Raw genomic sequence first — 22,400 nt, 5'->3', positions numbered from 1 at the left:
AAATGAGTATGAAAACTATGGTATATTTCCTTATAGTCAAAGAAATTTATGTTAAGATAGTAGTATAAGAATTATGGGCAAATAGGTAGAAAGAGTTTTTAAGAATAAAGGGGTATGCTCATTGAAGAAGTTTTATCTTATATCGTTTGCTTGTTTGATTTTTTTGACAGGGTGTTCGAACGATGTTGTGGCAAAATTACATTTAGCAAAAATAGATGTTAGTGAAGAAACAGAGATAAGAAAACCGATGCAGGACGTAATTGATCATTTAGAAGCGGCAGAAAATGATTTTGAAAAAAATGATTATGTATCGCTCTATGAAGAAGACGGTACGACGGTTACACATATTAATGGAAAACGAATTAAAAATTTAAAGTTTCTAGATATGACCGTATATGAAGTACGTTATGAATTTTCAAATCAAATTGATGAGACGAGACCAGAGGAAGATTTATTAATCCGTGCCCATTATTTTGTAAAGCCGAATAAACATAATCGTACGAAAGAAGCTTTAGAAAAAACGTTATCAGAACGATTTGAACAAATGGATACACATCGTAAATTTTGGGTAGATGAAAAAGGGATCATCTTTTATGAATATACACCAAATGGCCAAATTCGTATTATGATTGAAGACCGCGAACTGTTTGAACAGGAGTTAATTACGAAAGAGTAAGTAATAAGAAAAGGGATTTCAGCTGTTATATGCTGAAATCCCTTCTTTTATTTTTTGTGTAATTGACGGTGTAACTCTTTTACGATGTTAGATAAAGATTCGACAGGTCCAGCAACTTCGGCATCACGAATAACAGCTTGAATGGGCAAATTTTTAACGGGACTCGGTGCGACGCCGAATTCTGTTAACCATGCTGCTAATTGTTCAGATGAACTAGCATATACGATTTTGCCTAAGCCGACCCAGCCATGAGCTGCTGCACACATTGGACAATGTTCCCCAGATGTATATACGGTAGCTGATTTGCGTTCTTCTTCTGTCATATTGTTTGCCGCCCATCTTGCAATTGCAAATTCGGGATGTTGTGTATGGTCCCCACTTGCTACATGATTGTGGTCTTCAAATAATACGTCTCCATCTTTTGAAACGAGTAAAGAACCAAATGGTTCATCCCCTTTTTCAAGTGCTAATTTTGCTAATTGAACAGAGCGTTCTAAAAATGTTAAATCTGTTTCGGTAATCATTATTTTTTCCCCTTTACATAATGATAGGATGTTAATTATATTGTAAAAGAAAATCAGCATACGTAATCCTACAATTAAACCACCACTTCGCTCTAGAAGAATCATGTGAAGTGGTGGCTTTTGAATTGTTATTCTTGATTGGTCTCTACTTTTTCAATGCTTGATGGATCAAAGGAAAGACGTAATACTTCATCTCCTTTAAATGTACCACCTTCATGTTCGACTTCATATTGAACACGAGCCCTTAAGTTTACCGGAAGCTCGTCTAGTTCAAACAACTCTGAACGTCGTTCCATTTCGTCATTTACATGGCGCTCTATCGCTTCCACAAACTCATTTGGACGTCGTTCTACTTGGAATCCAGTAATTGTTTTTTCACTTTGTAATAATAATGCAATCGTAAGGAATGTATTATCTTTCGTGATGACAGCGACTTGTGATAAGTAATTTGCCATCGCAGATTCTTCCTCTGCATCTTTTTTTAATGTTTGTAAATGAATCGTATATGTTCCATTTTCTAATTCGATATTTGTTTGACTCATCTGTTTGTCCTCCTCATTTATTGTTCATCATGAATATATGGTGCCATTTCTTGTAGTACGTCTTCTGGCAATGCTTTTTCAATCATCGGAAAGATAATTCTTTCTTCTTTCCGTACATGTTGTTCGAGTAAATGCCCAAGTTCATGCATTTCTTCTATTAAAGGTCTCGTGGCATTGGTGATTTGTCGAATGAGCGAACGTATTTGTACATGTTCCACAAGCATTTCTATGATTAGTGGATCTTGAACATCTCCATACTGAGCATAGACAGGTAATAAAATTTCCTCTTCTTCACGAAAATGTGCCTGTCCATCTGGTTCCCAAAAATCAATCACTTCTTGACGGATTTCTTCATTACTTAATAGACTTTCTGGTGTATTAGCTCGTCTAAGTTTGACACCTAGATGTAATGCAACCATATGGTGTCTGGACAAAGGTTGTAATACTTCATGGCGTTTAATACCTTTCTTGCCACTGCTCATTTAGATCACCCTTTTTCATAAGATGTTTTATAAAATTTATTATTAATATATATGATAACATTAATTGAATGAAGAAGAATATATAGTGATTTGAATTTATAGGTATTTGATTTGAGATGTTGTATCTATTCGTTATTTGTGGTAGGAATCTCCACTTTTCATGGTAAAATCATCGCTCCCGTAAAAACTTCTACTTATGCGATGATTTTGTATTTATCTGTAACCACAAAATTATTTTTTCAAATTATTATTTTCAATAAATTTATCAAAATCATTTGAGGTATTTTGATCAATGCGACGTTGGTTATATTTCTCATATTCCTCAATGGCTATTTTATCTGCTACTGCCTTTTCTACTCTTCCAGCATCTTGGAGGATTTCGCGTTCATCAAATTCCAAGAAAGCATCAAGTCTTTCTTTCCAGTCTTTCATATACATCGGTCTTTTTCTTTCTGCTTGATCTTCTGCGTAATCTAAATATCTAGTCACTATACGATTAAGCGCCTTAATTTCCTTTTCATTTAAGTAATTCTTTGCAATCGTCACATCTCGTTTGCGTATTTTATCACCTTTCCATGAAGTAAGTCCCATGTTTTCTTTCTCTGCATCTGCTCGATCTGAGATGAGCTCAGCAGCAGTCATACCATGAATTGCAAAATGTAATTTATTTTGAACCGTTGCGAAAAATTTAGTAGTTACTTCAGCATTAGCATCATAATCTACAGAGGTAGCATAAATGTCTGTAATCTTTTGATAGAACCTTTTTTCCGAAGCACGAATATCACGAATTCGCTCCAGTAATTCATCGAAATAATCCTGTCCAAAGTTTCGCATTTCTTTCAAACGATCGTCATCCATTGTAAAACCTTTGACAAGATATTCATTTAAACGTTCAGTGGCCCACTGGCGGAATTGCGTACCCCGGTGAGAACGGACTCGATAACCGATTGCAATGATCATTTCGAGGTTGTAGTGCTTGGTTTTTCTTTTTACCTCTCTTGAACCTTCATTTTGAACTTGTAAGTAATACTTACAAGTTGATTCTTCCTGCAATTCTGCTTCTTCATAAATATTTTTAATATGAAGTGTAATATTTTGTGGAGAGGTTTGGTATAACTCTGCTATGGCCTTTTGTGTCATCCAAACAGTTTCGTTTTCAAGTCTAACATCTATTTTTGTGTTACCGTCTTCTGTTTGATAGATGAGAATATTAGTGTCATTTTCCACTCAGATTCCCCCTTATATTTGTATTATTTAATATTGCTCTACCTTCTATGACATTTTTTCTACACACTATTATACCATATAAACATTGAATTCTTGAACAGAAAGGGATCATTTGTTCTCTTGTTGATTAAGTTCTGTATTTGCAAAAATAAAACCTCTAAAACTGGTGAAAAAGTCTTAAAGGTTTACTCGTATATTATTTAATTTTACGGATGTGGTGTTGTTTCATTTAATCTCTCTCCTTTGTATTACCGTTACTTATGATACGGTTCACCGTAACGATTTAAAGGTAGCGAATGTCTCTTTAAAACATGTAATCCATACTTAGCCATGGGGTGAGTATACAGAGTCGCTGACTACAAAAAAGTAATCACCCTGAGCTATAACATCTAGTAGGGTGATTACTATGAAAGATACACTATTCTCCTGGATGGCTCATTTTAAACAAGGTAATTAAATCAAGTGTTATTAGCCCTAGTCTCTGAAGTCATTTAAGAATTTATATTATTGCTAGTCAAGCTTATTACTATTTTCAATATTGCTTTAGGTTAATTCATTTTGATGCCTTTTGTTAACACAAAACTTTGAAAAGATGTAAATATTTCTTGACTATTTCCTGATCTCTATCAACCATTAAATGTATGTATCACTAATGTTAATAGTATTGAGCCCGGTGGCCGGGGTCGAAATAGGTCTCTAAGTATTGATTTTATAAGGTTTTGCACCGGCTTTGTGTAAAATTTGTGTAAAACTTATTCTTTGTCTAACAAATAAAGTAGTAAGTAGTAATTTCGTAAATTAGCATAAAAGAATTAGAAAGTTAAAAGTTTACTTTTCTCAGTACTAAATAAAGTTAGACATTTTTAATTGACTGTATCTCGTCAATAAAGGCTGAATAATTAGATGCTTTTAATTCACTTAGATTTGTATTATTCCAGTCACTAATATCAGCTAAGAAATCACTAATATTACTTTTAATACTTTGGATTCTTTTAAGTTCGTTTAGAGGTTGAATTTTATTTACATCCTCGCTAATCATAGAAATTTTCTCTGCAAGGTTTCTTTCTTCTCCTTCCCAGAATTTGATATATTCAATATGAGATACAACTTCATATATATTTGCAGAAAAATTTTTAGGTTTCAAAACTGAATCAGGTAATAAATTAATATCAGATTCATTTAGTATTATTAGTAGCATTTTGTCTTTATATTCACGCAAACGCATAACTTCGGAAATTTCATACATGCAATTTACGGATTTTAAATAATTATCACTTATAATACTAATTACAAAGTCATGCTTACCAATAGATTCCATAAAACTTTTAATACTCTCTTTAAACCTCAAGTCGCGCTCATCACGTGTTAAAGTAAACCCTAGTTTTTTAAAATCTTCATCTATTAAATCAGCAAACAATTTATCTTCCCAACAATATGATATAAAGATCTTTGGATCACTTGACTCGACAAATTCAGGTTTTAAAGGCTCTATACCATAAATAGTATCTTCAATATACTCTCTTATATGGTTTATTAGGTGTATTACAACCTGATGATTAAATGCATCAAGATGATCTTGTATTTTTCGTCCAGATCCGTATCCCATAATTATGCCAACGAAATTTCCAGTTTTATCAATATACTTTAGTAATTGATAAACATAAGATACTTCTTCTTTTGATTCCAAAGGCAAATTAAATTTTTCATTCCATCCTTTTTGCTGAATTATTTCTTCAAAGTCTATTTCTTCGCCAATACATTCATTTATATAATCCATTATTAATGGTGTATTTTCTATAAACAATAAAAACCTCTTAAGATCTTGTTGCTCTGTTCCATATTTTGTTGCTAAATACCTGGAAGAATTGGTCCTAAACTCTCTACTTAATTTATTTAATTCCCTGACATTCATAATCATTTCCTCCCGCATTTTATACAATAAGGTACTAACCATTTATCAAGTAAAGTTACTTTAATATCTGAACCACAACATACTTTATTGACATTAACAAGGTTTTGTACTGTTTCATAAAGTTCTGGTTCATGATGTGAAGGTTTTCTTCCAGTTTTAAACTTCAAAAATTTATTTCCTCTATTTTTCCTTTCGATATCTTTAAACATATTGTAAATTAAATCTTCGGCATAATTTTGTGCAATAGACATTGCCTTTTCAATAACCTCTTTTGTGAAAAATGAGTTTATTTCGTTTACTAAACCACAAATTGGACAATAAATTTCTATTGCATCTATTTTTTCAAAATAATTTCCTAAAACTTTAAATTTATTTTCACAATAAGGGCATTGAATGGATAAATACCCATCAGAGTCCGTAGGTATATCAATCTGAAAGGAAACAGTACTCAAATTTATCACTACCTTATAATTAGTATTTACTTATTAGGTTTAATCCTAAAGTTACTTAAATGTGAAACGTCTTCATAATTAAGGTTCAAGCGTAGCAAGTATCAGTTGTTTACTGACACAAAACTTAATTAAATACCCTATCAATAATTTCTTTTATCCATGCTGCATCAGTACCCTGTTTTCAATTAATTCTCCACCTTGATTAATAGGTAAAATTCTATTATTATTAAGTTTCGGTTCCCACTTTTTTACAATAACCTTCATCAAATATCATTCCACAATGTTCCCAATAAAACGTTATACGAGTCATCATCTTTAATTGTAAAAACAGGGTACTTTACTGCGTTTATGGTTCCTCTTCAACCATTATCTTACAATGGGACACTTATAGATTAATGTTTTAGGAGATCATATTGTTTTTTACACATTAAATCTCCTCGTCTATGAAAAATATTTTCACTGTAATCACTGCTTTGTTTTCCTATACTTCTTAAAGTTTAAGGAATTGAATAAACTAATTGATTGTTGATTCACCTACTACTATAAAAATAATTTCTGTTGAACTATTCGAATAAATTGATGTTCTATAACCTTATTATCAACGATTTCATAGACATACACTTTACTCTTAATAGCCTCATAATCCTCTTCAACCAATTGACGTTGAATTTGGTTGATATCATTTGTTACGATAATTAAACGACTTTCACCATCTATCTCTTCACTAATAAAATCAATCAATCCATAAGAAGGCTGTTTTCTAACATTCATTCTACCTTGACTTAATTCGTATTCTTCAATTACATGTAAATAGTCATCTGATATAACTCGACCACATTCTACATTAGTAGGCTTTACTTTAAATTGAGCAATTCGCTTTACTGGTTTTAATTGAATGGAACGTTCTCGATCTATCTCATTCAAACGTTCTTTACTTCGATCTTCCATCTCATCTATTTGAGCATAGGTTTGATTAATTAAAGCACTGTTTTTACCACCGATATTTTCCTCTTGATATTTTTGTAAACGTTCTTGCAGAGTCTCCATTTGATCTTCAAATGATTTTCTAAGGAAAACACGTTTTCTATTAGTGTATTCCTCGCGCTTTCTTTGTGTAGTTTTTAGTAATTTTCTTGCTTGTTGAATGACATAACGTTTAATATCTTGATCCTCTTTCTCATAGATCTTGATTACTTCTAAGGATTGGTGAAAAAGTAAGTATGGTGATATTTGTACAAACTTACCATTTTCACGTTTACCGGTTAACATCAACTTCTGCTCCAGCTCTCTACCATTACCGTCTATAATAGAAACTTGATCTAACTCCATAATCATTGGTTCCGTTATGGAAGCATTTACTTCATATAACGGCAGTATGGTTTGCTGCATTTCTTTTGCGGTTAACTTCATGACTAAGTTAAACAATGGATCATCGTTCTCGATCATTGGGAGTTTATCCGTTTCTTTTGCTGAGGTGAGAGCAAATCGTATGGAGTTATCAAATTGAAACATCAACTTTTGGTCACGAGCAAAGTCACGAATACGTTTTGGGAAACGATCAATCCGAGCTATGGTTTGGTCATTCGATACACTCATTCGTGTTCTAGTATTTTTTAATCCATTCACAACAAAACGTCCATAAAAGCGTGTTGGAACACTATGCATGGATACTTCATCAAACGAACGCTTTGCACCTGGCAAATCAAAATTGTCATCTAAACGTTCATTTTGGGCAAGTTCAAGCAGTCGCTTATGTTCTTCTGATAACGTTTTCTCCATATGTTCGATAATTTCATCCAAATTTTCACGATCTAAGATGGCTTTTTCCATGACGGAAGATAAATCTGCTTGTTTATCCTCTAGAACTTCGCCAACAAAGTCATAGACTAGATCTTGTCCAAGGTCTTCACGCATTTGTTCCATTTTTGTTAATAACCTCGTTAACACATCACCTTCACGTGTATTGGTAGCAACTAAGTTAAATACAAACACCTCATTCTTCTGACCAATACGATGAATACGCCCCATCCGTTGTTCCAATCGATTTGGATTCCACGGAATATCATAATTTATCATTTGGTTACAAAATTGTAGGTTGATGGATTCACCACCTGCATCGGTAGCAATCATAATTTGAACGTCATTTCGGAACTTCTCGACTTCCTCTTGTCTTCGGTCCATCGAAAAGTCTCCAACGATTTTAGCTATATCCGGTACATAGGCTTTTAGTTTCTTCTCTAGATAATTTAATGTATCTTTGGATTCGGTAAAAATTAAGATTTTTTTACCTTTTGCCAATAAACCGCCTGCACCAAACAATGTCTTTTCTAGCTCTAAATATTTTCGTTCATTTTCATTTTGTCTGATTACATTTGCTTTGCGAATCAATTGATCCAGCATTTCGATTTCTGTTTGTAATTCATCATAATCTAGTTCTTCAAATTCACCCTCGGCATATTCCTCTAGTAATTCCTGTTCTTCTAACGATATATCTTCATAATCTTCATATTCTAGCATGATTTGTTCTGCTTTTTGCCCTGTTTCTAATACACGTTGTAGTCGTTCTTTTCGTCGTACTAAAGAAAGATAAATTGCTTCGGTTGAAGAACTTAGCCGTCTTTGTAAAATCATCATAGCAAAAGCAACATTAGGTTTATTGTTTTTCTTCGCACGATTAAAATAGTGCCGAACATATTCTGTTACCGCATCATATAAATCAATTTCTGCTGGACTTAAGTTAAATCCTAGTGTTTTTGTCGTACGTTTAGGGAACAACGGCGTGCCATCAAAATTAACCATGTTTTCCTTTAAACGACGAATGACATAAGGGTTACTTTTTTCAAAAATGGAGTCCCCTCGATTGAGATTAGAAAATATATCCGGATCAATTAGACTCATTAAGTGACGAAAGTTCTCTTTGTCTCCTTTATGCGGAGTTGCGGTTAATAGCAAGGTGTGTTCTGTATGCCTTAATAAAGTTTCTCCAAGTTGAAACATTTTTGTACGCTTCACTTTTCGTTTCTTTTGACCAACGGTATATGCTGCCATTTTATGCGCTTCATCCACAATCACTAAATCAAAATGAGCATTTATAATCATATTTTTAATGTCCTCACGAGAAGCCCAATACATCGAGACAATGATTTGTTGGTGCATCTCAAATGGATTCATCTCTCCGGATGCTTTTAAATAATCACGGGTAATGATTAAAAAATCCTCATCAAATTTTTCTTTTAACTCTGCTTGCCACTGTTTCAACACAAGAGGTGGTACTAAAATTAATGTTTTTCGAACCATATTTCGGGCTTTTAGTTCTCGGATTAGCATTCCTGACATAATCGTTTTACCAGCACCAGGGTCATCTGCTAGCAGATATCGTACTTGTGGAGCTTGAAGCATTTTGCTATAGACGGCCTCGATTTGATGTGGAAGAGGGATCATATTCTTATTCCCACGCGCTCTTGATTGGGAATATTCTCGTTCCGTTTTTAATACATGATATTGCAAATAATGCTGAAAACGATCCTTTAAATTATCCGATGCGTCTTCTTCAGAATATCGCTCCACTTCATACAGCTGATAACTCTCCAGATAGTTTTCAAAGAATTGATTGGATTCTCGTCCAACTGCTTCTACTAAATATAAATCTTCATCTATCGTTTCGATATGTTTAATCTGAACTGGCTCTGGCCAAAAGGAAGCTCCTACAATTTCCCCTTTTTTAAGCACAATTACACCTTCTTTTCCTTCTCAAACTTAATACAATGCTTCGTATAAGCGTAAAACAAACTCTTCTTCTAAATAAGGCTCTGTTCCTTTCTTCGTAACATGCTCGATTCTTAATGTACACGTCTCACCAATTTTATAATGTTTTTCAATCAAACTAAATTCAACTTGTCTATTTCGGTCCTTATTTTCTCCTTTTAAATCAAATACGAGTTCCACTTCATTTGAAATACGTTCATCCCCTTGATAGAACGCTGCACGCACTTTACGTGATGTATATTCATCGGACACACTCTGCTCTTGATAAAATGAAATCGGCACACGGTAGTTTGTAATTACTTTTTGTACCATCGCTACTGCAATGTCAACAGGCTGTGCTTTTTCAATACGGCGATAGTCGATTAATGGTACAACTGCTTCTTGTGGTAATGCACCGCCATGAATGAATTGTAGACCCCCACCTGTTTTAAATCGGTTCAACCCTTTTGCTAAAACGACTTCAACATTTTTTAATGGGGTTTGTTCTTCCTCTAACTTTATTGCTCCTTCAGGAATGGATAGTTGGTTTCCAATCGCAAATCTACGATTACCGTCCATCACTTGACCTTCCACAGCTGGGATTTTCCCATATTCTTCAATTTGTTTAAATTGAAATAAAAAACCGTGATCTGCGGTTATAAAAATCCGTTTTGCTTGCAGTCGTGATAACCGATCAACCGCATAATTTAGATCTTGAATGGCCTGGTGAACCGCTTCATAGGTTTCTCGTTCTGACTTCGCTGAATCTCCTAATGCATCTATATGGTCATGGTATAAATAAACTAACCGTTTTCCTCTTAATACCTGTTCAGCTTCAGTCGTTTTCATATCGAGTAATGCTTTTAATTTAAGTACTTCGGTTTGTGGTTCAACAGATTGTAAGATTTTACGTCGGTTATCCAAACCCTTTGTTGATTGACCGTCTGCATAAACTACTTTATTCTCATCCACGGTTAGTTCTCGATGTGGTAATAGAGACGCCATCCCTAGTTGTGTATATGTTGGATAGCTGGCAGCCATCGGTTGGATCGTGGATGTTCCATTTTCCCTTTCTTCTAATTGGGTATGTAGTTCATAGGCTGCTTCGTATCTTAAAGCATCGGAAATAATAACAAATACCCTTGTTTGTTCTTTTTCCAATATAGGACGTATGTGTTGGGCAAAAAACCTTCGTTGTTGCATCAAAGTTGATATATAACCTTCCGTTAGCTTATAGTTTATCTCTTCTGATATATGACGTAAGAACTTATTTTCGTACCAATTTGTTAATCGACTTGCAATCTCTTCTAACATTTCCTTTGATTCTAGTTTAGTAAAATCATACATAAAATGACGATATGCTTGATCAACTTCAAATACGTATGCTGCGTAACTTTCGTATAAATCATCTTCCTGATACATACGTTTAATGGTTAATTTCAATTGCTCCAGCCGTATTGCTTGATATAAGGTGTTATATACCGCATTTAATTGGCCTTTCGATCCCCAATGGGTTTGTAACCGTTGTTCAATTAAAGATAATCGCTCACTTACATGAATGGTTTGATGAAGAAGTTCATCGATACATTTTTCAATAATCAATGCATCAACAACAGGGAAAGTATCTACCATTGTGAAATTATCTAACTCTTGTTGTGAAAGGACTTCTCTTAATCGATTTACTCTTTCCCAATCTATAATGTGCTCTTCTAATACTTCTTTGTCACTACGTTGTAGCCATTCTTCAATAAATAATGCACAGACGTTAGGTGAGGATGAGGTCCACTTATCTTCCCACTCATCTACAGAAAACTGCGCATTTCGCCTAAAATGTTGATAGATTAAGACATTCATTAATTCGACTAATGGTTCTTCCGTCTGTTCTAATGATATACCGAAATATCTACCAATCATTTCAAATGCACGTTCTAATGAAAAGTTACGCTTAAATTGTTTTATTAAGTCATTTTCTCGTATGTATAAATCTTGTAAAAGAAGTTGGCGTATAATTAACCGAATATCTGGCACAGGCGCTTTGGTTAACACCGCCATCATACTTAATTCAAATTGGCTTTGGTCAGCTTTTTGAGGTAATACTTTTGCCAATCTTCTTTTCCGTTCTTTACTTCCAAAGAACAAAGGATATTGTTCCATCATTGGACGTAAGACATGATCTGACACTTGTAAAGTTTCGGATAACAAAGCAGTTTCATCTGCTTTAAATTCAGCACTGTATAATAAGATATCCAACAACATATTTTCTGCATCTTCCGGTCTTGGTCCATCGGTATAGATTAAAAATGATTGATTTGGTTTCTCTAGTTCTATTTCAACTTTTAATTGGAAAAAATTACGCTCATTTACATACCTTACTTCTACCTCTTCTAATTGTTCTTTAAGTTCTTCCACATCCACTTGAGCTTGTGCATCATACCAAAATACTATGGCACGCCCTTTTGTTTCTTTCTCTTGCTGTATTTTTTCTTGTAATTTCTCTATTACATTCATAACTTCCACCTCGTTATGTAAAGAGAAAGAGGGAAACTCCCTCTTTCTGTTATTTAATCTTTGCTAGTACTTTATCGAATTTGGCATGGTTGACTTTCACACCGTCATCTAAATCAATTTCGATTGGTTCATTTGCATATACTGCTAAATGCTTATCAAATTCCTGGAGTTCTTCTATCTTCTTCTGATAAGATATTTTAGCTTTTTCAAGGTTACGTCTATCTGTAGCAGATAGACTTGGATTTGCTAACCGTGTATCAATCATCTCAATTTCATTTTGATATTTCGCTTGAATCTCCTGCAAATGATCAAAACGAATCGTTGCCATCGTATCAGGCTGATATCGATGCATATAAATGAGCGTCCGTAATCCTTTTTGTTTACCAGAATCAACTAACCAATAAATTGGTCGTTTTTGATATGTTTGGCAGTGATCTCTAAAAAATTCGTCTACGAAATATCTGCGTAAACGTTCCTCTGGTGATTCGTTTTTTTTCATTCCTAATGATTCGGCTAACCAGTTCATATTTTCATCTACGGTATCAGGGTTAAACGCAACTGATAAAAACTCTCTAAGACGAACAATTATATCATTTTCGAAATAATGTTCTTCAGTTAATAGGATTAAACCATCTGGATTGGGCTTAAATTTTTTATACGTCGATACATCAAACTCACCACCAGCAAAAACAATCCCTTTATTGTCTAATGAATATCTTCCAAACAGACATCCAATAAAAAATGATAAAAATGAAATTGCATCTCTTAGTGAATTTGCTTTATTAATTGTTATATCTTCTTCCGTTACTTCTGAACTCATTTGATTATCTAAACCATATATTTTTATAAAAATTTTATTTAATTCTATTTCATTGCACATAACTCTTTGGAACCGCTTATCAGTAAGTTCTTTCCATTTTCGAAAAATATCACCTAGTTTATTTATTGAATTATAATTAATGAAAGGATGTGTTTCAAAGTCCCATGATGTTTCAAAAGAATCCCAATCATTTTTCGAAATCTTAATATTTTCACGAGTTAATATTACTACTTTATCTAATTCATTGTGGTTCACAATAAGAGGTAGATTAGAAACATTTGTTACATTTAAATTTAGAGTCGGATTTAGTATGTCTAAGTAAAATCTAGCAATATTACTATTCAAAAATGCAAGTATATACTCAAAATATGTATCTTCATGTATATAAATACTTGGAGCAGCTGTTGCAAACACCTTATTCTTAGAAATCCTAAAAGATGGATTACCACTAGTTACATATGACCAAGTAATAGCCTTTTTAAAATAATAATCTGGATCTCCTCTTCTCACAGATACATTAGTTTTTTCGGGACTCCATAAATCATCCAATTTTAATACGTACTCATAATTACCATAATATTTTCTATATTTCCCACCTTTATTAATCGGAACCCATTTAAAATTTATTCTATCTTGATAAAACTTTTCTGCGTCAAATGTTATTGAATTATATTCCACCTCGTGCCAAAGCTTCAAGAAGTAGTTGTCATTCCCTGAAACTATTCCCGCTTTTGATGTTATTTTGCTTCCGATGTTCTTATTTTTAAAAGGAGTAACAAGCTTACCGTTCAACCAATAGGCAATTGGCGTACTGGGTAAAATTTTAAAGTTATTAGAATATGTTTTGTATTTATAATCAACTTCCTCAATAGAAGCTCTTTTTACATATAAATCTTGTGGACCCTTTAACTCAGATAACCTTATATATATTCCTTCAGTATTTTTTATCTGATTTTGAATTACAAATGTACATATCGGAACAGTTGCTTCTTCAAAAGCTGAATATTCAAGTTGAACTAAACTAGATATTGCCTTTCTCTCAATAATATGACTTCTCAATTTTTCATGGGCCTCAATGAACATCCAAGTTAATGGAGTCATTAAACCAGAATATCCATTTTCTTTTAACATTTGAGTAGTACGATATATAAATACTGAATAAAGATCAGACTTAAAGTCTCGATAATTTTTAAATATAAATTTTTTAAGAATTGGATTATATTTATTATGGTATGGAGGATTGGTCACAACCACATCATATTTTTGATACAATATATAAGCTTGTTTCAACACAGGCAAGAGTTTTTCTTTTAACTCCTTAAAATAAGACCCTTCAATCAAATCTTTTTGTTGTTTTTCTAGATTATTTATTCGATTAATCCAATCTTTATAAGAGACATCAATTGGTTTAATTAATGAACCAAACTGTTTCCCATTTTCAAATTGACTTATTAATTCATTAATCAAGGACTTTTCCGTTTCATCTAATGCAAAATAATCAATCGCTTCTTCAGTTAATGTTTGATCTGCATCGACAATTTCAAATACATTAATTTTTGGGTTTTCCCCTTTACGGCTTAATCTAGAAATAAAACGTGGTTGTTTTTCCGCAGCCTTCATCAACAGAGCAAAATTTGCAATTTGTTGCGCACGTTTATCAATGTCCAAACCATATAAGTTTTTTTCTAAGATTAACTGAGGTATTTCTCTGGATGGATAACCTGCTTCTTCATACATGTCATGTAACATGTCGAAAGCATAAAGTAAGATATGACCTGATCCACAGGCAGGATCCATAATTTTTAAATCTTCCAATGAATCAAATTCTGGATATAAATGATGGTTTTCTTCGTGTTTTAAATAATACTCCCAATTCTGGGCTAGCTGATTATCTTCATATTTTTCATCGTATAGTTTTCCTAATGAATTTTGTACCATATACTGTACAATCCACTTAGGTGTGAATAATTGGGTAACGACTGGTAGATCTTCCTTTTTTACAGCAGTGTTTTTAAGTCCCCCAACTTTCTCTTTCTTCTCTGACATGTAATATTGATAAAGCCAGCCTAAAACTTCCACATTATCTTTTTGAGAGCCATCTTCCTGTACTTGATAAAAGTTCTCATCAGATAATTCATTGACAATCTTACGGATGATGGATTCCTGATCCAATAAATAATCGGGAAGTAATAACTCCGTATAATCTTCAATTTTTTCAAATAGAAACGGTAGCAATTGATTTAATACATTACATTGCGTAATAAACAATTTCCGGTAAGCTTGTTCATTATCTCCTTTATGAATTAACTCTTTTATTTGTTTTTCATCTATATCTAAATTCATCGTTTCATATTGAAGCAAGATATCTGGTTCGTTTTTACCAGAACTACTGGATAAAACATTGACCCGATCAGGCAAGTAATTATTCACTTCCATATAACGAATCGCTATAATCCGGTTAAACCACGTATAAGCTACTTCTTCAATTAATTGTTCATAACCAACCATATTTAGACGGTTTTGTAGTGTCCGTAAGGCGTGCTTTAGGTCTAGAGGAAATGTCTTGCCGTTGACAATTAATTGTCCGTAATTCTCTTCAATTGTTAGCTCAGGATTTTCTTTCGTAATCCCATATTGTTCTGCCTTCAATGCCACTTTTTCAAGCAAGTCACGTCTCGCTTCTACAGCAAAATTTTTTAACTCTGCTTTATTCATTTATTTCACCCCTACTATGTAGAGGAGCAGATAATATACCTGCTCCTGAATTTAAGATTTCACAAAGTAATGCGTCTGCAATTCCTTTAATAATTCTCGTTTTAGCGAATCAATTGCTCGTTCCAAGTCTTCTTCCGTTTCAATTGTATCTACACGACTGAAAAACTTATCATACAGGTCTTTACCTGTAATTGGTTTTGGTTCTCTTTCTACCGTATCTGTTTCTTCTCTTATTTCTTTCAACATTTGTCGTGCTTTTGATTTTGTCGAGTCAACCAGTTCATCAAGCTGTTGTTGATTAATACGAGCGCTTGAAATGCGTTCACTGTTCTTTATCTTTTCATATAGTTGAGTTGCACGGTCTATTCTCGACTGAATATAAGCTATAATTGTCTCATATTGGGAGTATTGTTCATATAAATCTTTTAATTGCCCCATTGATTTATCAGATTGAACCAAAACAGCTTGTTTTTGTTTGTCTGTTTCTTCTTGGATGATGTTCTTTAAATCATCGGTTAGCTTTGGTAATTGACTAATATCTTTCGATGGTTCTTCTTGCAATAAAATTTGTTTCATTCGTTGAGCAATATCTTCCAGTTCTTCATTATGAATAATTTCTAAGTCCTGTTGATGATTTTTTAGAACTTGAACTGCTTCATCAAACTTTACAATTGGATTTCCTTCATAGAATCCTTGAAGCATTTCGATAATATCAAACCATTCCTCCATATCATCTTCATATTGAATGAAGGTGCGACAGAATTGTTCTGGGTCACGTATCGATAACAATTTTTGTGTATCTGTTACGACTCGTCGAATATGACTCTCGCCAGGATATGGATAGTCACTAGTAGGATCTTGTTGACGTCTTCTTTCACGAATCTTCTCAATCGGCTCAACAAACTCCTCATGTACTTTTTCACGGATGATTTCTTCATACGCATCGTACGTATCGAAAATCTGTGTTAACGAGAAGAAATCACGCACTAGTACAATAAGTTCCTGTTTAACTTGTCCATCCATCTCAACAATTGGCATTACGACAATCCGATCACGTTCAGATATCCTTTCCAATCTATCGTAGAACCTTTCTGAATTCGGATTAAATGGTTCACCTGCATAAGTAAATCGGACTTTTCCTGCATTCATCAGGCCTAACAAGATACCAATTGTGTCTTGTTCTTCCCATCCATAAGGCACTGCTTCATATTTTTGTACAATCTCTTTTAATGTTCGTTGATCATGATAACGTTCCAGTTCTTCGATGAAGACTTTTACTTCATCGACTGCATTTTTATTTACATCACTGAAAAGGTTTTGTTGTCCTAAATTTTCCGCAACCTGTTGCCATTCTTGTTTACTATTTCTAAAAGAGATTGGTTCTTCTATATAATGAAATTTTGTAAATGTATTTCGAATGAGCATATCCATTGCTTGATTCACTTTATGTTCAAAATCTCCATTAAAGTCTCGGCGCTGACTATGGATATAGAATTCCGCATTTTCACATGCTTTAGCTAACAATTCTTCTGCTTTATGAGAATACTCATCCACTTCTGCTAGTTTTGCTTCAAAAATCCGTTTCTGTTGTTGCGTTGTAGTACTCGATTGTTTTCGACGAACATAACTGTCAACTTGCTGGATATATGCTAATGCTTTTTCTGCTTCTGCCACGTATTCTTTATCTAATAAAATAATCAGATAACCAGAATTCGCTTGCAGTGCTGCCTCCGAATCCGTCATTCCTTCTGTATACACTTGCATTGTTAATTCATGATTCATTTGACCCTTCACGTAATTATCGAAGCGTTTATTATAATCAAAGTGTTTGGTTAGTTCGTTATGTTTGTATTCGTATTTTGGATGACGATACATCACGTTGAAAAACAGATTTGCTAACCGCTCTTTAACTGCAGCTGAATTATAATCTTCCGCACGTATTTCACGATTAATTTCTTGTTCTTCATCGGATAAGAAAGAATATGTTCCATCAGCATGTTGCTCAATGAACATCGCAGTTTGCAGACGGTTTAATGATTCTTTGATCTTATACTCTAAAGGCTGACGTTCGTCATATACCGTCTCCACCATCAAGGTAGCAATATTACTTGGAGTGGATTTGATTGCATCTATTCCCTTTATTAAATAAAGAACTTGTAATACTTGCACATCATATTCTGTTAACCCCTCGTCATTTCTGGCACGGTCTGCTGCTCTTGCAATCGTACTTGTGATGGATGATTCTAAATAATCTCGAATTGATGGATAAAATTCAGACATGGTGACCATATTGTCTACATTTTCACTCGCATTTAGTTGAGCTGCTTCTTGGAAAGCTTTTAGTAATGACCGTTCACCACGTGATGTATGTTGTCCTCCCTCACCCAGGTTACGAATCTTTGTGAAAATCATTTGTAATAATTCAATTTGATAAGGAACAAACGGATAAAAGGAAACAAATTCATCGATGCTACGATAACCTGAACGGAGTTGTGTGTTTTTTGGATCAAAAGCTAATCGATTTTGAATTAGTTTTCCTTCTTGGTCATGTATGGTTTTTAGTGTATCTTCTCCAACTTCTGTTTTCTCTAAGAGACGCTTTTTAATCACCTCATCAGTATTCGCACTTGATAGGTTAATTTTTGTTTCAAAGCGACCTTGAATTTTCGAAAAGTCCTTTGTACTATCTAAGTCTGATACAGTTGCTTCTAGCTTTTCTTGTGATGTAACAATAACCCAAGCTTGTCCTTGACACAAATCACCCAATTTTTCTGTAATCGTTTGTAGGTTTAGCATTAAGCTCGTATTATTACCGATATATTGTCCAATTTCATCCGCTAGGAACACAATGCGATAATCCGGGCCTTGTTTTTTACAATAATCGGCAACTAGTTCCGCTACACGTTGTGCATCAATCGAAAACCATTCTCTACTTACATCAAAAAAAGTTTCAGCTGTATCCCGATCGTATCCTACTGTTTCTAATGCTTGAATTACCTTCTTTTTACGTAGTAATATTTTTAATCGGAATTCTTCCCACGGTTTATCATTTTGGTCAAGGATCGCTTGTTTAAATTCCTCATACTTTCCATCTTCATCTAATTGGCGTTCCATTTCTGCAACCCAAAGTGTATCAGAATACCCTAGATGGTTATTAAACACTCGTAGAAATACCTCAATGATACGCTCTTTTTCAGCATCTTTTGACGAAGAAGTGGAACGTGAATCAATATTAAATAATAATGCATCTGTTTTTTTCTCAGATACCTTTTTCATCATGTTCAGTAATTCTTGATTATTGGTCTTGTCTTCAAAATATTCGGCAGGAGTTTTTCCGGCAATGGATTGATTATGTAATAAATAAGATAAAATCTTTAGGAAGTGAGATTTACCCGATCCAAAAAAACCTGAAATCCAAACACCTACTTTTGTTGAAGGCTGGTCATATACTGCTAAATAATTTCGATAGAATCGTTCTAAGTAGTGTTCACTTTCTTCTGTCAGTACATATTCATCTAATTCTGTTTTTACTACCTCTTCGTCCACTTGCTCTGCTTGAACAACATTGTTTATTGGACGAAAAATATCTTTTTTAAATAGTTCTTTAATTTGCATCCCTTTCCCCCCTAGGAAATACGTGATAATTGATAGTCGTCTTCATAGTCTAAAATGCCAAATAGTTTTAGCCTCATCCCTGTAAATTCACCTGGATAAAACAATATAATTGGCTTTTTATAGCCTTTACTGGAAACAATTTTTAGTAATTGACTTGAGCGTAGAAACGGGTGAGCGGTACCAACACCTGTAATAAAAATTAAATCTGCCTCCTCCGTTTTTTCTTTAAACTGTTGGAACATAATATTACCTTCATTTAAAATCGAGTCGATGACATCTATTAATCCACGCATCCCTTCACTTTCTGTTAACTCATATAGTTCTTCTAGTTCATCTTCGTCAAAGAATGAAAGTAAGAATTCAAACAGATTTACTTCCTTTATCTTAAGGGGCGTGCGTTTCAACATATTTTTTACATAAACACGCACTTGCAGCTCATCTTTCGCTGGATAATCCAATACAAAATGAGGAATATCACTCCCAATCCCTTTTGGTTGGGTGAATCCGTCTTGGTTAATTCGCTTTTCCATTTGTTCTAATCGTTCATATGTAGACTTCATGACTCATTCACCTTTTCTAAAACTGAAAATGAATACAATAATGGTATATTCTTTTCAGCGTAAGTTTTTAAATCTCGGCTTATATGTATCGGGTTAATGGAGTATTTTGTTTGATCAATTTGTTCAATCATTTTTGCCTCTTTAAAAAATAACATTAAGGTACTAATTAGACGTTTAATCGTCTCAGGTCTCCATCCATTAACTCGCTCGCTTACACTTGCTTTACCTTCAAAGAAATAATGAAAATCATTACGATACAGTGGTTCCTGTTGTTCATACTTATAAACAATAACTTCTATATAAAACTCTAATGCTATTCGATAAACTTGAAGAAAGGTATACAACGTTAATGCCTTTCGATCATAATCATTCGCTCGTAAAAAGTGCTGTTTCATTTCATCGTCTAAAGAAACTGCACGATTATAAACCATGTTAAATCTATTTTTTATACTCAAAGGACTTCTTAATTGGAATAAATTATTCTCCGTCACTTCTTCTAAAATCTCTTTCTTATTTTTCCCTTGCAGAATAAGATTGATTACTACCGCAATGTCATTCTCTGACCATTTTTCTTTCGTGAATCCTGCTGAATATTCCATTTATTCTATTCCTCCTCTCTATTGTGTTTTATTTATTTGGTTGATTACTTTATCAACTACTTCAAGTCTACGTTTTCCACATTGTTGACGAATTATCGTGGTATAACTCCCATTCTTCATAAGTTTATTCGTATTATTTATGTACAACTTTTGAATCAAATCCATCATTGCTACTTCATCAATTTCATCTTCCCAATATTTATCGATAACTTGGTTAATAGATGCTGCAAGATCACGTTGAGTTCGTTGAAATATTTTAATTTCCATTTAAGAGTCACCTACTCTTACTTTTTTTATACTTTATCTTTATTTTATTCTACCACGAAAGTACCATAATAGAATAATAAAATTGAGTCGCTACCAAAGGTAACGGCCCATTATTAATTGACAGACTTATTCATCTTCAAAAAACAATTTAGCAACTTTATCATTCTCTTGTTTGGATAGGGTGCTACGTACAGATTCTTCAGGCATGGGAATTGGAAAAGTCATTTTTTCCACCCGACTCTTTATACGACCGCTTGGGTATTTTCGGTCTAACTCTGTAATTGGCATATTTGAAGTTATAATGGTTGGTTTATTATCCATCATTCGTTCATCTAAAATCTGAGTTAAGATTTCTTCCACCCAATCCGTAGTTTTTTCCACACCTAAATCATCCATAACTAAGATATCTGCTTCAGTTAAAGATCGAATGATATCGTATGAATTTACCTCTTTTTGATGAAAAGTATTCTTCAATTCACTTAATATATTTACCACTGAAATATAAAGTGGATTTATTTGATATTTCATCATTAGTTCATAGATGATAATGATAGATAATAGTGTTTTTCCTGTACCTTTTGTCTTGCTATAAATGTAGAGACCCTGTCCCATATCATTCATTGTTTCAAAAGATTTGATAAATCCAGATGCTACCTTTTGCGCATATTTTGCATGCTTTATAGCATCTTTACTTTGATAATGGTTAACGTTAAAATCTTCTAAGCTCTTATGATGATATTCTTTCGGAATTCTAGCAGTTTTAATAGAATTTAGTAATTGTCTTTGCTCTCTACACTTGCAAAATGTCATCGCTTCTGTCCCATCTTCTCTGCGATAATGAATCATACCACTTCCATCACACTCATTATAAATACACTTATTTGACGGCTTAGTGATTTTCCCTGGCTTTTTCAACGACAAATCACCCATATCGTTCGAAATATTCATCTTCGACATAATCTCCTGTATTCTGTTCATTGTTAACAACCTCCTGAAAAAAATAGTTTTTATGCGCTTGATCAAAAATATAGTTTGTTACATATCGAAAAGAACGAATTTGATCGTTTTTGTGTTGTGGCTTAAACTGGCGAAAACAATCCTCAATCCATTTCAGAACTAGGTTAGTGTTCCATTGCTCTTTGACTACTTCTAAAATAGCTTTATAGTCATTAGATGATATTTTGGACTTTCCACTAAGCTTCAAATAAAGTTCACATATTTTATTAAATTGTTTAGAATCATTGGATTTCATATCATCATCAATTGACAATGAAGATGATATTTCTGATAAATTATTTGTATTAGTATCTGTAGTAATCTCTGGTATTGCAGTAATACCTGTGCGTTTCGAAAACTCATTATAATTATTCAACTGTTTAGTATTTGTTTCTCGAGCATCAAAATCTGCGCTTCCAGTTAACAAATTTTCATCTTCGAAACGGTATCCAATCTTTTTTAAATCTGATGTCACTTTTACTAGATTTACGCGATATTGAAATGTTTTATCCCATCTATAGATAGGATTGCTTCTTTTATTTAGATATCCCTTTTTTACCAGTTGATTTATGTGCTTCCGCACTGTATTTACAGATACGCTAAGCATCACTTCTTCTTTTAACTCTTCTGCCTTCTTATAAATCCATCCATATTTTAGGGAAACATCACCTTCCTTACTGCCATTTTCTAACCTTGTTTTTTCTTCTAGTAAATATTTACTTACATCCTTGGTACGTTCACTCCAGTAAATAAACTGATTT

The 22,400-nt window shown here is 33.5% G+C and carries 16 protein-coding genes; 1 reads left to right on the top strand and 15 read right to left on the bottom strand.

Translation table 11 applies throughout. The features are described 5' to 3' along the window. Positions 1 to 121 precede the first annotated feature (121 nt). On the top strand, positions 122 to 676 hold the full coding sequence (locus WKT09_RS12065; protein ID WP_340416260.1) for a hypothetical protein: 555 nt from the start codon (positions 122 to 124) through the stop codon (positions 674 to 676). A gap of 47 nt (positions 677 to 723) precedes the next feature. On the opposite strand, the gene WKT09_RS12060 is transcribed toward WKT09_RS12065, so the two are convergent. From WKT09_RS12060 to WKT09_RS11990, 15 genes are all read right to left on the bottom strand, one after another. Further along, on the bottom strand, positions 724 to 1,200 hold the full coding sequence (locus WKT09_RS12060) for a nucleoside deaminase (protein WP_340416259.1): 477 nt from the start codon (positions 1,198 to 1,200) through the stop codon (positions 724 to 726). Between the two features lie 128 nt (positions 1,201 to 1,328). Beyond that, positions 1,329 to 1,742, bottom strand: coding sequence for an NEAT domain-containing protein (locus WKT09_RS12055; protein WP_340416258.1), 414 nt, complete (start codon positions 1,740 to 1,742; stop codon positions 1,329 to 1,331). Between the two features lie 17 nt (positions 1,743 to 1,759). Beyond that, positions 1,760 to 2,224: a hemerythrin domain-containing protein gene (locus WKT09_RS12050; protein ID WP_340416257.1), complete on the bottom strand. Its 465-nt coding sequence runs from the start codon at positions 2,222 to 2,224 to the stop codon at positions 1,760 to 1,762. A gap of 231 nt (positions 2,225 to 2,455) precedes the next feature. Further along, positions 2,456 to 3,451 carry a virulence RhuM family protein gene (locus tag WKT09_RS12045; RefSeq protein WP_340416256.1) on the bottom strand — a complete coding sequence of 332 codons (996 nt, stop codon included), beginning with the start codon at positions 3,449 to 3,451 and terminating at the stop codon, positions 2,456 to 2,458. Positions 3,452 to 4,304: 853 nt separating this feature from the next. After that, positions 4,305 to 5,363 carry a TIR domain-containing protein gene (locus tag WKT09_RS12040; protein WP_052771651.1) on the bottom strand — a complete coding sequence of 353 codons (1,059 nt, stop codon included), beginning with the start codon at positions 5,361 to 5,363 and terminating at the stop codon, positions 4,305 to 4,307. Positions 5,364 to 5,365: 2 nt separating this feature from the next. After that, a complete protein-coding gene (locus WKT09_RS12035) occupies positions 5,366 to 5,815 on the bottom strand; it encodes a hypothetical protein (RefSeq protein ID WP_052771652.1) in 450 nt (149 codons plus the stop codon). A gap of 540 nt (positions 5,816 to 6,355) precedes the next feature. After that, positions 6,356 to 9,544 (bottom strand): DEAD/DEAH box helicase, encoded by a 3,189-nt coding sequence (locus WKT09_RS12030; protein ID WP_340416255.1) that lies wholly within the window; start codon positions 9,542 to 9,544, stop codon positions 6,356 to 6,358. Between the two features lie 27 nt (positions 9,545 to 9,571). Further along, on the bottom strand, positions 9,572 to 12,067 hold the full coding sequence (gene pglZ, locus WKT09_RS12025; RefSeq protein WP_340416254.1) for a BREX-1 system phosphatase PglZ type A: 2,496 nt from the start codon (positions 12,065 to 12,067) through the stop codon (positions 9,572 to 9,574). Positions 12,068 to 12,116: 49 nt separating this feature from the next. Beyond that, a complete protein-coding gene (pglX, locus tag WKT09_RS12020; RefSeq protein WP_340416253.1) occupies positions 12,117 to 15,602 on the bottom strand; it encodes a BREX-1 system adenine-specific DNA-methyltransferase PglX in 3,486 nt (1,161 codons plus the stop codon). A gap of 51 nt (positions 15,603 to 15,653) precedes the next feature. Beyond that, positions 15,654 to 19,217 (bottom strand): BREX system P-loop protein BrxC, encoded by a 3,564-nt coding sequence (brxC, locus tag WKT09_RS12015; protein WP_340416252.1) that lies wholly within the window; start codon positions 19,215 to 19,217, stop codon positions 15,654 to 15,656. 11 nt (positions 19,218 to 19,228) lie between these two features. Continuing rightward, positions 19,229 to 19,777: a BREX protein BrxB domain-containing protein gene (locus tag WKT09_RS12010; RefSeq protein ID WP_340416251.1), complete on the bottom strand. Its 549-nt coding sequence runs from the start codon at positions 19,775 to 19,777 to the stop codon at positions 19,229 to 19,231. Then, positions 19,774 to 20,376 carry a DUF1819 family protein gene (locus WKT09_RS12005; protein ID WP_340416250.1) on the bottom strand — a complete coding sequence of 201 codons (603 nt, stop codon included), beginning with the start codon at positions 20,374 to 20,376 and terminating at the stop codon, positions 19,774 to 19,776. Before WKT09_RS12005 ends, WKT09_RS12010 begins: the two co-directional genes overlap by 4 nt. Before the next feature lie 18 nt (positions 20,377 to 20,394). Next, positions 20,395 to 20,643, bottom strand: a complete 249-nt coding sequence (locus WKT09_RS12000) for a TIGR04540 family protein (RefSeq protein WP_047184324.1) — start codon at positions 20,641 to 20,643, stop codon at positions 20,395 to 20,397. A gap of 126 nt (positions 20,644 to 20,769) precedes the next feature. Beyond that, entirely contained in the window at positions 20,770 to 21,621 is an 852-nt protein-coding gene (locus WKT09_RS11995) for an ATP-binding protein (protein ID WP_340416249.1), read from the bottom strand. Beyond that, positions 21,566 to 22,400 (bottom strand): hypothetical protein (locus WKT09_RS11990; RefSeq protein ID WP_340416248.1); only part of this gene is annotated, 835 nt, incomplete at its 5' end. The genes WKT09_RS11990 and WKT09_RS11995, both read right to left, overlap by 56 nt.

This window comes from Pseudogracilibacillus sp. ICA-222130, from assembly GCF_037892545.1.
Lineage (GTDB): Bacteria > Bacillota > Bacilli > Bacillales > Amphibacillaceae > Pseudogracilibacillus.
This window is presented reverse-complemented; position numbering and strand designations above follow the sequence as displayed.